Origin of the sequence: Streptomyces sp. GD-15H (genome assembly GCF_045291515.1) — a bacterium.
GTDB lineage: Bacteria > Actinomycetota > Actinomycetes > Streptomycetales > Streptomycetaceae > Streptomyces.
The window spans coordinates 5,775,096-5,790,361 of sequence record NZ_CP149447.1 but is presented as its reverse complement, the minus strand read 5'-3'; the positions used below and the strand labels follow the sequence as shown (position 1 = coordinate 5,790,361).

The following is a 15,266-nucleotide window of genomic DNA, read 5'->3' as shown; positions in this document are numbered from 1 at the left end:
GACGCGAATAGCGGTGGATATCAACGGAGAAACCTGCTCTTGGAGGGTGAGTGCCGGTTTGTGCCTGTGGGTGATGCGCGAGCGACGGATTCAGGCCCCCGCGAACACCCGCGCGCGGACTGCGTGAACGGGAGGCCGCAGAGGCCTGAATTACCGGAGTCTATTTGCCGTCGATTATTACACGCCGTCCTGACGATCCAGCACCGACGCCAGTGCCTGCTCGAATCCGGTGGCACGGGCCGCACCCGCGGTCGGGTCCTGCTGCCGTACGTCGATGACATGGCCGGTGAGTTCGGAGAGCAGCACGTCCAGGGAGGTGCGGGCGACCGCCTCGGAGGACAGCAGGCTGCCCGCGGGCTCCTGGCCGAAGGCCTTGGTGCGCATCGGCGTGGCGGTGCGCTCCGGGTTGACGCAGTTGACGCGGACGCCGTCGCCGGCCCAGCTCGTCGGACAGGGCCTGGGTGAGGTTCACCATCGCGGCCTTGGTCGAGGAGTACAGGCTGTACTCGGCGCGCCCGCGGGTGTAGCTGCTGGAGGTGTAGAGCAGCAGCTGCCCCTTCGTCTCGGCGAGGTACTTGTACGCGGACCGGGCGATCTGCACCGGGGCCAGGTAGTTGACCTTCAGCGCCTCCTCGATGGTGGCGTTGTCGGTCTCGGCCAGCTTCCCGATGCGCAGCACGCCGGCCGTGTTGACGACGTAGTCGATGCGCCCGGTCGCCGCGTACGCCTTGGACAGCGCGTCGTCGACCTCCTCCGGGTTCTCGACGTGGGTGCCGGTGGTGGACCGCCCGAGCGGGTACACGGTGGCGCCGTAGGACTTGGCGAGGTCGCAGACGTCCTTGCCGATGCCGTAGGAACCGCCGAAGACGACGAGGGTCTTGCCGGTGAGCAGCTCGCGGTAGGCCTCTTCGCCTATCTGCTCGGGCGCCGCCGTGGAGGCGAGCTGGAACAGCTTGTCGGCGATGAAGACGTCGACGGGCTGAGTGACCTTCATGTTGTACTCGTCGCCCGCGACGACGTGGATCGGCACGTCGGGCAGGTACTTGAGCACGACGGAGCAGTCGTCCGTGGCCTGGAAGTTGGGGTCGCCGGCGGCGACCTCGTAGGCGCGGCGGATCGTGGACAGCTTGAAGGCCTGCGGGGTCTGGCCGCGGCGCAGCCGGGAGCGGTCCGGGATCTCGGTGATGAACTCGCCGTCCTCACCGTGCGTCCGCGTGACGATGATGGTGTCCGCGGACGGGATGGCCACGTCGACGGCCTGGTAGCGCTCCAGGGCGCTCACACAGTCGTCGATGACGCGCCGTGACAGCAGGGGGCGGACGGCGTCGTGGAAGAGGACGTTGCGGTCCTCTCCCTCGGCCAGGCCCTCGCCGAGGGCCGAGATGGCCCGCTCGGTGGTCTCGTTCCGCGTCGAGCCGCCCTCGATGACCTGGGTGACCTTCGTGAAACCGGCCTTGGCGACGATCTTCTCGACGTCGGGCACGTAACCCGGCGCCATCAGCACGATGATGTCGTCGATCGAGTCGGCGTTCTCGAAGGTGGTCAGGGTGTGCTCGATGACTGCCTTGCCGGCGATCTTCAGCAGTTGCTTGGGGATCGACAGACCCACCCGCTGGCCGGTGCCACCGGCCAGGATCACTGCGGTGGTACGGGGCTTGGCTATGTGCTGTGACACAGGTGACCTACCTTGGGGCATCAGGGAACTGCGAAATGGTCCCACTTGTGGTTACCGCAATGCAAGGTGAGCGACCTCCGTCGCATATGTGCGCGCAACCCGTCATTCACCTGGGACCCCCAGGTGGCCGGTACCGGTTCCCGGAACGCCGGGAAATCGCTGTGAGTAACTGCACAGGTCACCAGCCTGCCGCGGTGGGTGCCCCGGGCGGGCGCGGCGGCGGTTCCGGGCCGGCCGGTGGCCGCGCCCCCGGCCCGGTAGCCGTAAATCTTCACTCCTCGAGGGGGGACCGCACCATTTCTTCATATTCGGGAGCACCGCAAAGGGTGAAGCGTCCGACAACCCGAAATTCGGCTAGTCCGCCTGCCCTTTGTCGGGGAATTCGATATGAGGATCCGGCGGCTTTTCGGTATCGGCGGGGGTGGGGTGGGACGGGAGGGGGAGGGACCGGACGGTGCGCGAGAGCCGTCCTCCGACGCGGAAGCGTTACCCGTACCGGGTGTCGGGGCGCAGGCCGCACACGTCGACGTGGACGCCGTGCCCTTGGGCGGGCACGGCCCGAGCGGTGGCCGGCAACCACAGCTGGGGGAGGCCGCGACGCCGCGTACGGCGGCGCCGGCGGTCAGAACGCGTCGGCGATCGGACGAAACCGCTCCGGAAATCGGCGAACCCCCCTGCCTCGCATGCGTCTTGGACGCTGGAAGCTCGCCGTCCGGAAGGTCGGGGCACTGAACACGACGGCGCGCATACACGGCGAACAGGAAGACAACAGGAAACCCGCCCCGGCACGGGAACATCCCATTGCCCGGGCGGGTCCTGAGGGTGAGCGGCGGACGACGGGGCCGCCGCACCGGGCCCGCTCCGCCTAGAACGGCTTGAAGTCGTCGTACTCCCGCTCGGACTCGTCCCGTTCGGCCTGCCGCTCGCGGCGTCGCTGGGCGGCCGGACGGGGCGCGTCGAAGCGGTGGTCCTCGCCGCGCCGGCCGAGCATCTCCGCACCGGCGGTCAGCGACGGCTCCCAGTCGAAGACGACCGCGTTGTCCTCGGGGCCGATGGCGACCCCGTCGCCGGACCGGGCGCCCGCCTTCACCAACGCGTCTTCCACACCGACCCGGTTGAGCCGGTCGGCGAGGTAGCCGACGGCCTCGTCGTTGTTGAAGTCGGTCTGGCGGACCCAGCGTTCGGGCTTCTCGCCGCGCACCCGGAACAGCCCGTCGTCCTCACGGGTGACGGTGAACCCGGCGTCGTCCACGGCCTTGGGCCGGATGACGATGCGGGTCGCCTCCTCCTGCGGCCTGGCGGCCCGCGCCTGGGCCACCAACTCGGCGAGCGCGAACGACAGTTCCCGCAGTCCGAGGTGGGCGACGGCGGACACCGCGAAGACGCGGTAACCGCGCGCCTCCAGTTCGGGCCGGACCATCTCGGCGAGGTCCCTGCCGTCCGGCACGTCGGTCTTGTTGAGGACGACGATGCGGGGACGGTTGTCGAGGCCGCCGTACTGCCGCAGCTCCTCCTCGATGATGTCGAGGTCGGAGACGGGGTCGCGGTCCGACTCCAGCGTCGCGGTGTCCAGCACGTGCACGAGCACACTGCACCGCTCCACGTGCCGCAGGAACTCGAGCCCCAGGCCCTTGCCCTGGCTGGCGCCCGGGATCAGCCCCGGCACGTCGGCGATGGTGTAGACGGTCGACCCGGCGGTGACGACGCCCAGATTGGGCACGAGGGTGGTGAACGGGTAGTCGGCGATCTTGGGCTTGGCGGCGGAGAGCACGGAGATCAGCGAGGACTTCCCCGCGCTCGGATACCCGACCAGCGCCACATCGGCGACGGTCTTCAGCTCCAGGACGATGTCCTGGAGGTCCCCCGGCACACCGAGCAGCGCGAACCCGGGCGCCTTGCGCCGCGCGGAGGCGAGGGCGGCGTTCCCGAGCCCGCCCCGGCCGCCCTGGGCGGCGACGTACGAGGTCCCGTTCCCCACCAGGTCGGCGAGCACATTGCCCGCCTTGTCGAGGACGACGGTCCCGTCCGGCACCGGCAGGACCAGGTCCTGGCCGTCCTTGCCGCTGCGGTTGCCGCCCTCGCCGGGCTTGCCGTTGGTGGCCTTGCGGTGCGGGGAGTGGTGGTAGTCGAGGAGCGTGGTCACGGACTGGTCGACGGTCAGGATGACATCGCCGCCCCGCCCGCCGTTCCCGCCGTCCGGTCCGCCCAGCGGCTTGAACTTCTCACGGTGGACGGAGGCACAGCCGTGGCCTCCGTTACCCGCGACGACATGCAGCTCGACGCGGTCCACGAAGGTGGTCATGTGGGGTGCCTCCAGAGACGGTGAGGTGTACGTACGTGTTTCCTGATTAACACGCGAAAGGCGGACCCGCCTTCCCGCCAGGGAAGTGAGGTCCGCCTCGCGAAAGCTTCCGATCAGGCGACCGGAACGATGTTCACGACCTTGCGGCCGCGGCTGGTGCCGAACTGCACCGAACCGGCCTCCAGGGCGAACAGCGTGTCGTCGCCGCCACGGCCGACGCCGGCGCCGGGGTGGAAGTGGGTGCCGCGCTGGCGGACGAGGATCTCACCCGCGTTGACGACCTGACCGCCGAAGCGCTTCACGCCGAGCCGCTGGGCATTCGAGTCGCGACCGTTCCGGGTGGACGATGCGCCCTTCTTGTGTGCCATCTCTCCTCAGTCCCTTACTTCGCAGCCGCGGGGATCTCAGTGACCTTGATCGCCGTGTACTGCTGGCGGTGGCCCTGACGACGACGGTAGCCGGTCTTGTTCTTGTAGCGCAGAATGTCGATCTTCTGGCCCTTGTGGTGGTCCACGACCTCGGCCTGGACCTTGACGCCGGCCAGCACCCACGGATCGCTGGTCACGACTTCGCCGTCGACGAGGAGCAGGGTCGAGAGCTCGACCGTGTCGCCGACCTTGGCGGTGGAAATCTTGTCAACCTCAACGATGTCGCCGACAGCAACCTTGTGCTGGCGACCACCGCTGCGCACGATGGCGTACACGCGGATCTCACTCTCACTCGATGAACGGCACCCCGCAGGCCAGCCGCCCGACAGACACACGGACAACCTCTCCCGAGCCGACCCGCGCCCGGGAGGAAGAGGTTTACGGGGGTGTGGCGATCCCGATGGACACGCCGACGGTCAAGGTTACGGGGACGCGCCCCGACCGGTCAAACCGGGCCGGTTCGACCCGTGACGGTGACGCCCGCCGCGGCGCGCTCCCCGCCACTCGGCGGGGGCACCGGTGGATCAGCTCGCGAGCAGGTGGGCGCGCCCGAACATGGTCGCCGCGACCCGCGCGGTCGGTGTGCCGGAGTCCAGATCCGCACCGGCCTGCCGCAGCACCTCGACCACCTCGTCCGCGCCCTTGAACAGGGCGCCGGCGATGGGGGCCTGGTCCCGGGCGTTGCGCAGGTCGGGGTCGGCGCCGAGGCTGAGCAGAGCCCGCACGGTGTCGGCGTGGCCGTGATAGGCGGCGAGCATGAGCAGGGTGTTGCCGGCCGCGTCGGTCACGTCGACCGGCAGCCCGTGCTCCACGAACCCCGCCAACTCCTCGGTGCCGCCCTCCCGGGCCAGATCCATGGCGATGGCCACGACGCGTTCCGTCTGCTCAGGAGTCAGACCGCCCCTGCTCATGTGAATCTCTCCTGATCACGCGGTGGTGCTGGTCATGCCCATGCGGGCGTCGGGCGGTGGCCGCGCCCGCCCCGGCGCGGGCCACTGAGTGGCCCGCGCCGGGGCGCGGTGCGGGGCTACCGCGTGTTCCGTCGGGCGGCCGGGCTCAGAGGTCGCCGGCGGCCAGGGCCTCGATCGCCTTGCGGACGCCTTCGCCGTAGGCAGGGTCGGCCTTGGTGCAGTTGCCGATGTGCCGTTCGATGGTCTGCTCCGACGCGCCGTTGATGGCGCGCGCCGTGTTCTCGAAGAGAACCTGCTGCTGCTCGGGGCTCATCAGGCGGAACAGGTTGCCGGGCTGCTCGAAGTAGTTGTCGTCGTCCTCACGGAAGTTGAACCGGTCGGCGACGGCACCCACGGCCAGGCTCGGCTCGCGGTAGGCCGGCTGCTCCGGCCAGCGTCCGTACGAGTTGGGCTCGATGCCCGGGGTGGCTCCCTGGTTGCCGTCGACCCGCATGGCGCCGTCGCGGTGGTAGGTGTTCACCGGGTTCTTCGCGGTGTTGACGGGGATCTGGTGGTGGTTCACGCCGAGGCGGTAGCGCTGGGCGTCGCCGTAGGAGAAGCAGGCCCTGCAGCATCTTGTCGGGCGAGTAGCTGATACCCGGAACCACGTTCGCCGGGGTGAAGGCGGCCTGCTCGACGTCCGCGAAGTAGTTCACGGGGTTGCGGTTGAGCTCCCACTCGCCGACCTCGATCAGCGGGTAGTCCTTCTTCGACCAGACCTTGGTGAGGTCGAAGGGGTGGAAGCGGTAGTTCTCCGCGTCGGCCTCCGGCATGACCTGGATGAACAGCTTCCACTTCGGGAAGTCGCCGTTCTCGATCGCCTCGAAGAGGTCGCGCTGGTGGGACTCGCGGTCCTTGCCGACGAGGGCCTCGGCCTCGGCGTCGGTGAGGTTCTTGATGCCCTGCTGGGTGCGGTGGTGGAACTTGACCCAGAACCGCTCACCCTCGGCGTTGATCAGGCTGTAGGTGTGCGAGCCGAAGCCGTGCATGTGCCGGTACGAGGCGGGGATGCCGCGGTCGGACATCACGATCGTGACCTGGTGCAGGGCCTCGGGGAGGTTGGTCCAGAAGTCCCAGTTGTTCTCGGGGTCGCGGAGGTTGGTGCGCGGGTCGCGCTTCACCGCGCGGTTGAGGTCCGGGAACTTCAGCGGGTCGCGGAAGAAGAAGACCGGGGTGTTGTTCCCGACCAGGTCCCAGTTGCCCTCGTCCGTGTAGAACTTCAGGGCGAAGCCGCGGATGTCGCGCTCGGCGTCGGCCGCGCCGCGCTCACCCGCGACGGTGGAGAACCGGGCGAACAGGTCGGTCTTCTTGCCGACCTCGGAGAAGATCTTCGCGCTCGTGTACCGCGTGATGTCGTGGGTCACCGTGAAGGTGCCGAACGCGCCCGAGCCCTTGGCGTGCATCCGGCGCTCCGGGATGACCTCGCGGTCGAAGTGCGCGAGCTTCTCCAGGAACCACACGTCCTGCAGGAGCATCGGACCGCGCGGACCGGCCGTCAGGGAGTTCTGGTTGTCGGCAACCGGCGCGCCGGCCGCCGTGGTCAACGGCCTCTGGTTGTTCTCGGTCAAAGCTCGCTCCTCGGGTGTGGTTCTTCGCGTGCGATCAAGGCCTGGCGGTCCTGGCCGGCCGAGCATCCGCGCGAGCTGCCCCGCAGCTCGCATCTGGTCCCACCCTATGTTAGACACGATCTAAGTCAAGGCGACATTCAGAACCATATTCATTCTTGAGATGGGATCGATCGCTGGTTAGGGTGACGTGCATGAGTGATCTCTTGAAGAGGCTTCGGGAACGCGGCTGGCGCCTGACCGCCCAGCGGCGCGTCGTGGCCGAGGTTCTCGGCGGAGACCACATCCACCTGACCGCCGACGAGGTGCACGCGCGCGCGGTGGAGCGGCTGCCCGAGATCTCCCGGGCGACGGTCTACAACACCCTCGGCGAACTGGTGACCCTGGGCGAGCTCGTCGAGGTCTCGACCGACCACCGCGCCAAGCGCTACGACCCGAATGCGCACCGGCCCCACCACCACCTGCTCTGCGACCGCTGCGGCACCCTCCGCGACGTGCACCCGGCGGGCGACCCCCTCTCGGACCTCCCGGAGTCGGAGCGCTTCGGATACGCGCTCTCCGACGTCGAACTGACCTACCGCGGCATCTGTCCGGACTGCACGGCCTGATGCCGGAGCAGCCCTCGCGTCACCCTCGTGACCGCTCGTCGGATGCCCGGCCCGGCCTGACGTATCTCGGCGGTCGCAGGTGCCGGCCGAGCGAGGACAGCGGTGGCCGACGCGATGCCGTTGGCCACGATGGCCACACCGGCACGTCACAGAACCCGCACACGTCGGCCGGCGGGAGAGAAAACAGCGAAGTGCCCGTCACCGGCCTCACCGGGACAGCCGCCGACCCCGCCCCCGTATGCTCACCGGGCTGAGTGAGACAGCGGAAGGCGGAGAAGTGAACTACAGGGTCCAGCCCAGCGCACAGGTCGACGGGAGCGCCGAGATCGGCGTGGGAAGCAGCGTGTGGGACCTCGCGCAGATCCGCGAGGGGGCACGTCTGGGAGAGGGCTGTGTGATCGGTCGCGGCGCGTACGTCGGCTCGGGCGTGCGGATGGGCGACAACTGCAAGGTGCAGAACTACGCCCTCGTCTACGAGCCGGCCGAGCTCGGTGACGGTGTGTTCATCGGTCCCGCCGTGGTTCTCACCAACGACCACAATCCGCGTTCCGTGACCCCCGAGGGCAAGCAGAAGCGCGGCGGCGACTGGGAGGCAGTCGGGGTGAGCATCGCCGATGGAGCCTCGATCGGCGCGCGGTCCGTGTGCGTCGCGCCGGTGCGTGTCGGTCGCTGGGCCATGGTCGCAGCCGGTGCCGTGGTCACCAAGGACGTGCCAGACTTCGCCCTCGTGGTCGGCGTACCCGCCCGTCAGGTGGGCTGGGTGGGCAGGTCCGGAGTGCGCCTGGTGGAGCGGGAGGCCGAGCCCGGGGTGTGGGAGTGCCCCGAGAGCGGCAGCCTGTACGACGAGAAGGACGGCACGCTCACCGAGCGCGAGGCCTGACCGGCACCGTGACGTGAAAGCGTGAGCACTTTCCGTCGAAGTGCTCACGCTTTTCGCGGAGTGTTCGCCTGGGTGCGCACCGCAGGACGGATGCGCCCACAGGATCCCGTGTCCACGGGGCGGGATCCCACCGGTCGTCCGATACCGCGCCTCAGCCGCCGATGACCACCCTGCGGACGCCCTTCCACTCCTCCGGGTCGGTCGTACGGCGTCCGTCGACCAGGACCGTGACGTCCGGCAGATCGGCGGGGGTCAGCTCGCGGTACTCGGCGTGGTCGGCCTGGAGGACGGCCGCAGTGACCTTCTCACCGTCGTGCGGCGTCAGGCCCAGCGCCGACAGTTCCTCGGCCGTGTACATCGGGTCGGAGACGTACGGCACGGCGCCGCGCGCCCTGAGGGCCTCCACGGTCGGGAAGACGCCCGAGAACGCGGTCTCCTTCACTCCCCCGCGGTAGGCCGCGCCCAGCACCAGGACGTTCACGCCGGTCAGGTCCCCGTATGCGGCCGCCAGCAGGTCGACGGCGTACTCGGGCATCGCGGCGTTCGCCTCCCGGGCAGAGCGCACGACGGTGGCGGCCGGGTCGTTCCACAGGTACATCCGCGGGTAGATCGGGATGCAGTGGCCGCCGACCGCGATGCCCGGCTGGTGGATGTGACTGTAGGGCTGCGAGTTGCAGGCCTCGATGACCTTCTTGATGTCGATGCCGTTGCTGTCGGCGAAGCGCGCGAACTGGTTGGCGAGGCCGATGTTGACGTCGCGGTACGTGGTCTCGGCGAGCTTGGCGAGCTCCGACGCCTCCGCCGTGCCGAGGTCCCAGACCCCGTTCGGGCGCGGCAGGTCGTCGCGGACGTCGAAGTCCAGGACCGCCTCGTAGAACTCGACGCCGCGGGTCGTCGAGGCCTCGTCGACGCCCCCGACGAGCTTCGGGTAACGGCGCAGATCGGCGAAGACGCGGCCGGTGAGCACGCGCTCGGGCGAGAAGACCAGGTGGAAGTCCTCACCGCTCGTCAGCCCCGAACCCTCGGCGAGCATCGGGGCCCAGCGGGTCCGGGTGGTGCCGACCGGCAGTGTGGTCTCGTACGAGACGAGCGTGCCGGGCTTGAGCCCCTTGGCGATCGCCTTGGTTGCCGCATCCATCCAGCCGAAGTCGGGCACGCCGTCGGCGTCGACGAACAGCGGGACGACCACGACGACGGCCTCCGACTCGGCGACGGCGGTCGTGGTGTCCGTCGTCGCGCTCAGCAGCCCGGCGTCGACGGCCTCCTTCAGCTTCACGTCGAGGTCGTACTCACCCGGGAACGGTTCCGTTCCCGCGTTGACGAGTTCGACGACCTTCTCGTTGACGTCCGCGCCGATGACCCGGTGGCCCTTGGAAGCGAACTGCACGGCGAGGGGCAGCCCGATCTTGCCGAGCGCTACTACACAGATGTTCATGGGGAGTGGCTACTTCCTTTTGGAGCCGCGGGCGAGAATGGCCTGCATCCGGGCGGCCAGTGACTTCTTCGGCGGGAACATCCGCGCCGTGGCGATCACCACGCGCCCCTTGTCGTTGATCAGGGCGGCGGCCCGGTAGGGGTCCTCCTGGCGTCCCCACCGGCGGGCCAGCGGCATGGGCTTGCCCTTGCCGCGTACGGGTATCTCGTATGTCGACCCGGCAACGTCCAGGTAGATCCGGACGCCCAGTTTGACCTCGCGTCGCTCCAGCGGGACGCGGGCGTGCAGCACCGTGGCGGCGCCGTCCTCGGTGGATTCCGCGGTGAAGTGGCCCACCGGTGCCGGGAGGGAGTGCCCGCTCGGCAGCTTCCTGGCTCCGGGCTTGTCCGCCTTCCCGGGCATCGCCCCATGGACCAGTCGAAGGACGGCGCTGTCCACGTCACCGAGGACGGGCATCCTGACCGATGCCGTGTAGGCGATCCCCTCGCCGTCCTGCTGCCACGCGGAGGCGAGCAGTTCGCTGCCCTTGGCGAGCCGGCCGGGAACCGCCTCCCCGACGAGTTCGTAGCACCGGTCGGGCACACCGATCCGGGGGTCGCGGAAGCCCGGATAGCGGGCGTAAGCGCGGTCCCCCTCGACGACGAACGGCGGCGCTCCGTGCCTCTTCTCGGCGGTGATCGCCTCACACAGCTCATCGATCGCGCCGGCCCGGGCCAGGCAGATCCGCACGCGCCGCTTGACGTCCATGGCGTCCCGGATGCCGTCCGTGAGGTAGGCGTCGGCGAGTCGGGCGATCCCCGCGCAGATGTCGCGCTGGAGCTCGCGGTCCAGGGCGGGGAAGTCGTCCTGGACGAGCTTGGCCAGTTCCCAGGTGAAGTGCCGACGCAGGACGGCGTCTCGCTCCGGGCCCTCCTCGATGAGGTCGGCGGTGTGGTCCATGATCTCCGCAGTGCACCGCAGCCGGGCCAGGTGGTCGGCCCGGTAGGTGATGTTTCCGGCGTCGCCCCGCTTCACCGCGTAGTAGCAGGTGTAGTCCGCCACCACCGATATCTTCCGCGCGCGCACGCACGCCTCGATGGTGAACGGCTGATCGCTGCCCACGGGCAGATGCTCGGGGAACCGCAGCTTGTGCTGTTCGACCAGGCCGCGCCGGAACAGCTTGGTGTTGGCCAGGGTCCACGGCAACGCCGAGCCGGTGAGGCCGATGTCCGGGTCGCTCTTCTTGTACAACGCCTGATGGACGTACCGGCCGTTCGTCCCGGCCATCTTGCCCACCACGATGTCCGAGCCGTGTTCATCGGCGTAGGCCACCATGCGCTCCAGTGCCTCTTCGCCGAGGTGGTCGTCGGAGCCGACGAAGTACACGTACCGGCCGGTGGCGACGTCCAGCGCCCGGTTGCTGGGTGCCGCCGGCCTCGGAGTTCTCCTGGTGGATGACCTTGATGATGCCCGGGTACCGCTCGGCGAAGCGGTCGAGTTCGGCGCCGCTGTCGTCGGTGGAACCGTCGTCGACCGCGACGATCTCCAGCCGGTCCCGCCCGATGCTCTGTCCCACCAGGGAGTTCAGACACTCCGTGAGGTAGGGCATCGTGTTGTAGACGGCGACGATCACGCTGACGTCGGGTACGCCCTTCATGCCTGTGCCTTCGCCTCTCTGCGTCCGGCCGGGGGCCGGTTCCCTTGGCCGGCCAGCAGCCGCGCGTAGACGGCGTCCAGCCGCTCGGCCTGCGCCTCCCAGGTCCACTGGTCGAGCAGCCCCGACGCGTCGTACACGGCGCGGTACCGCTCGGCATCTCCCAGCACGGACTTCACGGCGCGGGTGTAGTCCTCCAGGTCCTCGGCACGGAACACCTCGCCCTGACCGGTCTGTTCGACCATCGCTCCCATCGTCTTCACGTCACTGACCACCAGCGGCAGCCGGGCATGGGAGTACTCGAAGAACTTGGTGATGAGGGCGATCTCGTGGTTCGGCCAGTGATGGATCGGGATGACCCCGATGTCGGCCGTCGCGAGGAAGCGCACCACCTGGTAGTGCGGCACGTACGGCAGGATGTGCAGCCGGTCGCCGGCCCCCAGCTCCTCCGCACGCGCCCGCAGGGTCTTCATGTAGTCCGACTCGGTGTTGAGTACGACGAACGCGGTGTGCACCTCAGGGAGGTGCGGCAGGGACTCGACCATGATGTCGAGACCGCGCTGCGGGGCGGCGGCACCGCTGTACACAGTGAGCGGCACATCGTCCGCGACACCGCACAACTCCCTCAGGTCCGGCACGGGTTCGGCGGCCTGCTCCGGCGAGATTTCCCCGTCGGGTGCGTTGAGCACGACACCGGGGCGTTCCGCCAGCCCGTGCCGCCCCTGAAGCATCTCGGCAAGGGTGTCCGACACCGTCACCACCGCGTCGGCGTACCGTGCGTACTCGCTCTCGTGCGCGCACTGGGCGATGTGCCAACGGGGGTGCGGGTTCCACGGCTTGATACCGGGCAGGAACTCGTGGGCGTCCCAGACCAGTTTGACGTCCCGGCCCCTGGCGCGGGCGCGGAGGGTGGCGCGGGCACCGACACCGAGCATCCGGAAGTCGTTGGCGTGGACGAGGTCCGGCTTCAGCTCGTCGATGACCTTCCCGTAGGCCAGCTCGAAGTCCCACAGGTGCGGATCGAGCCTGCGCCAGGCACGGTCGCCCATGGTCTTGCGCCAAAAGGCGGTGGTGAACCGGTCCAGCGCGGAGTCCATGCTCTTGCGCCGGCGCTCGAGCGCTTGGGTCCTGCCGTGCCTGAGGCGCACCCACGAGTGCATCAGCCGGGAGGCGAGCCTGGGGGGCAGCAGCCTCAGCCGGCCGACCGCCGAGCCCCGCTGCTGGGCGAGGATCAGCCGGATGGTGAGGTCGGCCCGCCATGCCTTGACCTTCTGACGGCGGTACGACGCCAGCGGCCCGGGCCGGTAGGCCAGCGGAGAGCGCAGCACCGCCCGCCGGTACTCGTGGCGTCGGCGGAACAACGGCCCGGGCACGGGCAGCAGCCGCACCTCGGCGTCCCCGATCTGCCAGCTCTTTTCCTTCTTGCCTTTGACCCTGCCCAGCAGGATCACGTCCCAGCCCGCCTCGGCGGCCGAACGGGCCTCCTTCTGCACACGCGAGTCGCCGTTGACCCCGTTGTCGACGAGCATCACGATCCGGCCGCGCGTGCTCCGTACCGTCGCCGTGCGGTTCTCAACTGCCATGGGTCGTCGGCTCCTCCGAATTGAGCGAAACGCTGCGGCCGTTCGCCGCGGATTCGAGTACCGCTGCCGCGACCTCCACCGTCCGCAGGCCCTGACGCAGGGTGCAGATGTCGGCGGACTCGCCGAGCACCGCGTCCCGGAACAGTTCGTGCTCGACGAGGAGCGGCTCGCGCTTGGGAATGGCGTAACGGATCATGTCGCCCTCGGCGACGCCCCGGAAGGCCTGCAGGGCCTCCCACTCGGTGGTCACGGCGGAGTTGGAGTGGAAGGTCAGGTCCGCGGTGAGAGTGTCGGCGATGAAGCAGCCGCGCTCACCGGTGACGGAGGTGAAGCGCTCCTTGAGCGGGCTCAGCCAGTTGACGAGGTGGTTGACCATGGTGCCGTCGTCGAGTCGGCCGACCGCGGAGACCATGTCCTCGTGCTCGCGGCCACTTTTGGAGACGGTGTGCGCGGCGATGGAGACGTACTCGTGGCCCGTGACCCAGCTGGTGAGGTCGATGTCGTGGGTGGCGAGGTCCTTCACCACACCGACGTCCGCTATACGGTGCGGGAAGGGACCCTGACGACGGGTGACGACCTGGAAGACGTCGCCGAGTTCACCGGCTTCCAGGCGGGTCCGCAGGGAGCGCAGTGCGGGATTGCAGCGCTCGATGTGGCCGACGCCGGCCACCAGCCCGCGCGATTCGAACGCCTCGACCAGGCGGCGTGCCCCGGCCACCGTGTCGGCGACCGGCTTCTCGATCAGCGCGCAGACACCAGCCGTGGCGAGCTGCAGGCCGACCTCCTGGTGCAGGGCCGTGGGGCAGGCCACCACCGCGTAGTCGATGCCCAGGTCGATGAGTTCCTCGACCGTGACCAGGACTGGCGCACCCTGCGCGGCTCCGTGCTTGTCGCCCATGGGGTCGACGACGCCGACGAAGTCGACGCCCTCCAGACGGGACAGGATGCGGGCGTGGTGGCGCCCCATGGAACCGAGGCCGACAAGTCCGGCACGCAGACGTCTTCCGTTGCTCACTTCTGCTCCCTCAGCGTGTTCACGGCGGACACGATGCGCTCCAGGTCCCGCGCGGCCAGGCCCGGGTGGACGGGCAGCGAGACGACCTCGGCGGCGGCGCGCTCCGTCTCGGGCAGGTCCCAGGTGCGGCCGGCCTTCTGGTCCGGCTCCCAGTACGGCTTCAGCCGGTGGATGGGCGTCGGGTAGTACACGGCGTTGCCGATGCCGGCCTCGGTCAGCCGGGCCATGGCTGCGTCCCGGTCACCGCGGACCCGCACGGTGTACTGGTGGTAGACGTGCCGGGCACCCTCGGCGACCCGGGGCGTGACCACGTTCGGCGCGGTGATGTGCTCCGTGAGGTAGGCGGCGTTGGCGATGCGCTGCTCGGTCCAGCCTGCGAGCTTGGTCCGCTGGACCCGGCCGATCGCGGCGGCGACGTCGGTCATCCGCATGTTGGCGCCGACGATCTCGTTGGCGTAGCGCTGCTCCATGCCCTGGTTGCGCAGCAGGCGCAGCGTCCGGGCGAGCTCCGCGTCAGCGGTGCTGACCATGCCGCCCTCGAGGCTGTGCATGTTCTTGGTCGGGTAGAAGCTGAACGTTCCGGCGTTGCCGAAAGCGCCGACCGGCGTACTGTGCAGCGCGGCTGCGTGGGCCTGGCAGGCGTCCTCGACGACGGCCAGCCCGTGCCGGTTCGCGAGGGCCATGATCCGGTCCATCGCGGCCGGGTGGCCGTACAGGTGGACCGGCATGATCGCGGCGGTGCGCGGAGTGAGGGCCGCCTCGACGGCCGCCGGATCCAGACAGAAGCTGTCGGGCTCGATGTCGGCGAAGACCACGTCGGCACCGACGAGACGCACCGCGTTGGCGGAGGCGGCGAAGGAGAACGACGGCACGACGACCTCGTCCCCCGGGCCGATCCCCAGAGCGAGCAGTGCAAGGTGCAGGGCGGAAGTGCCGGAGTTGACCGCGACGCAGTGCCGCCCGTTGACGAACTCGGCGAACTCCTCCTCGAAAGCGGCCACTTCTGGGCCCTGGACGACTCGACCGCTGCGCAGGACGCGTACCGCGGCCTCGATCTCCTCCTCGTCGATCACTGGCCTGGCGGCCGGTATCAATCCATGGGCGTCGGTCATCGACGTCTCCCCTTCTCATGTGGCGGCCTCAGCGGCGCATCACGATATGGACCGGGACGGGAAGGACGGCGCTGAGCGCG

General features: G+C 69.3%; 10 protein-coding genes and 3 pseudogenes. 2 read left to right on the top strand and 11 right to left on the bottom strand.

The window, feature by feature from the left end; translation table 11 throughout:
- Positions 1–177 precede the first annotated feature (177 nt).
- The 6 genes and pseudogenes from WJ438_RS27300 to WJ438_RS27275 all read right to left on the bottom strand — a co-directional run bounded on the left by WJ438_RS27300 (position 178) and on the right by WJ438_RS27275 (position 6,923).
- Positions 178–1,675 (bottom strand): annotated as a pseudogene (locus WJ438_RS27300) (D-ribitol-5-phosphate cytidylyltransferase).
- 865 nt (positions 1,676–2,540) lie between these two features.
- Positions 2,541–3,977: a GTPase ObgE gene (gene obgE / locus WJ438_RS27295; RefSeq protein WP_406727569.1), complete on the bottom strand. Its 1,437-nt coding sequence runs from the start codon at positions 3,975–3,977 to the stop codon at positions 2,541–2,543.
- Between the two features lie 113 nt (positions 3,978–4,090).
- The gene (gene rpmA, locus WJ438_RS27290; RefSeq protein ID WP_057615924.1) at positions 4,091–4,345 is read right to left on the bottom strand and encodes a 50S ribosomal protein L27; all 255 of its coding nucleotides are present in this window, start codon (positions 4,343–4,345) and stop codon (positions 4,091–4,093) included.
- A 14-nt stretch (positions 4,346–4,359) separates the two neighbouring features.
- Positions 4,360–4,680 carry a 50S ribosomal protein L21 gene (gene rplU, locus WJ438_RS27285; RefSeq protein ID WP_406727568.1) on the bottom strand — a complete coding sequence of 107 codons (321 nt, stop codon included), beginning with the start codon at positions 4,678–4,680 and terminating at the stop codon, positions 4,360–4,362.
- 249 nt (positions 4,681–4,929) lie between these two features.
- Positions 4,930–5,316: an ankyrin repeat domain-containing protein gene (locus tag WJ438_RS27280; protein ID WP_406727567.1), complete on the bottom strand. Its 387-nt coding sequence runs from the start codon at positions 5,314–5,316 to the stop codon at positions 4,930–4,932.
- Between the two features lie 145 nt (positions 5,317–5,461).
- Positions 5,462–6,923: pseudogene (locus WJ438_RS27275) on the bottom strand (catalase).
- Between the two features lie 191 nt (positions 6,924–7,114).
- Here WJ438_RS27275 and WJ438_RS27270 point away from each other — a divergent pair.
- Together WJ438_RS27270 and WJ438_RS27265 are read left to right on the top strand one after the other, a co-directional pair.
- The gene (locus WJ438_RS27270; protein WP_406727566.1) at positions 7,115–7,528 is read left to right on the top strand and encodes a Fur family transcriptional regulator; all 414 of its coding nucleotides are present in this window, start codon (positions 7,115–7,117) and stop codon (positions 7,526–7,528) included.
- A 277-nt stretch (positions 7,529–7,805) separates the two neighbouring features.
- Positions 7,806–8,408, top strand: coding sequence for an acyltransferase (locus WJ438_RS27265; protein ID WP_406727565.1), 603 nt, complete (start codon positions 7,806–7,808; stop codon positions 8,406–8,408).
- Between the two features lie 151 nt (positions 8,409–8,559).
- Here the strand turns inward: WJ438_RS27265 and WJ438_RS27260 are convergent, their stop codons facing one another.
- From WJ438_RS27260 to WJ438_RS27240, 5 genes and pseudogenes are all read right to left on the bottom strand, one after another.
- Positions 8,560–9,843 carry a nucleotide sugar dehydrogenase gene (locus tag WJ438_RS27260; RefSeq protein WP_406727564.1) on the bottom strand — a complete coding sequence of 428 codons (1,284 nt, stop codon included), beginning with the start codon at positions 9,841–9,843 and terminating at the stop codon, positions 8,560–8,562.
- A gap of 9 nt (positions 9,844–9,852) precedes the next feature.
- Positions 9,853–11,479: pseudogene (locus WJ438_RS27255) on the bottom strand (glycosyltransferase family 2 protein).
- Positions 11,476–13,059, bottom strand: coding sequence for a glycosyltransferase family 4 protein (locus tag WJ438_RS27250; protein WP_406727563.1), 1,584 nt, complete (start codon positions 13,057–13,059; stop codon positions 11,476–11,478). The pseudogene WJ438_RS27255 and the gene WJ438_RS27250 overlap by 4 nt, the downstream one beginning before the upstream one ends.
- Positions 13,049–14,074: a Gfo/Idh/MocA family protein gene (locus WJ438_RS27245; protein WP_406727562.1), complete on the bottom strand. Its 1,026-nt coding sequence runs from the start codon at positions 14,072–14,074 to the stop codon at positions 13,049–13,051. The genes WJ438_RS27250 and WJ438_RS27245 overlap by 11 nt, the downstream gene beginning before the upstream one ends.
- Positions 14,071–15,186, bottom strand: coding sequence for a DegT/DnrJ/EryC1/StrS family aminotransferase (locus tag WJ438_RS27240; RefSeq protein WP_406727561.1), 1,116 nt, complete (start codon positions 15,184–15,186; stop codon positions 14,071–14,073). The genes WJ438_RS27245 and WJ438_RS27240 overlap by 4 nt, the downstream gene beginning before the upstream one ends.
- Positions 15,187–15,266: the final 80 nt, after the last annotated feature.

Excerpts from the sequence above, each read along its gene's own strand:
- obgE (WP_406727569.1), bottom strand. The coding sequence starts at position 3,977 with ATGACCACCTTCGTGGACCGCGTCGAGCTGCATGTCGTCGCGGGTAAC.
- rpmA (WP_057615924.1), bottom strand. The coding sequence starts at position 4,345 with ATGGCACACAAGAAGGGCGCATCGTCCACCCGGAACGGTCGCGACTCG.
- WJ438_RS27280 (WP_406727567.1), bottom strand. The coding sequence starts at position 5,316 with ATGAGCAGGGGCGGTCTGACTCCTGAGCAGACGGAACGCGTCGTGGCC.
- WJ438_RS27270 (WP_406727566.1), top strand. The coding sequence starts at position 7,115 with ATGAGTGATCTCTTGAAGAGGCTTCGGGAACGCGGCTGGCGCCTGACC.
- WJ438_RS27260 (WP_406727564.1), bottom strand. The coding sequence starts at position 9,843 with ATGAACATCTGTGTAGTAGCGCTCGGCAAGATCGGGCTGCCCCTCGCC.
- WJ438_RS27250 (WP_406727563.1), bottom strand. The coding sequence starts at position 13,059 with ATGGCAGTTGAGAACCGCACGGCGACGGTACGGAGCACGCGCGGCCGG.
- WJ438_RS27240 (WP_406727561.1), bottom strand. The coding sequence starts at position 15,186 with ATGACCGACGCCCATGGATTGATACCGGCCGCCAGGCCAGTGATCGAC.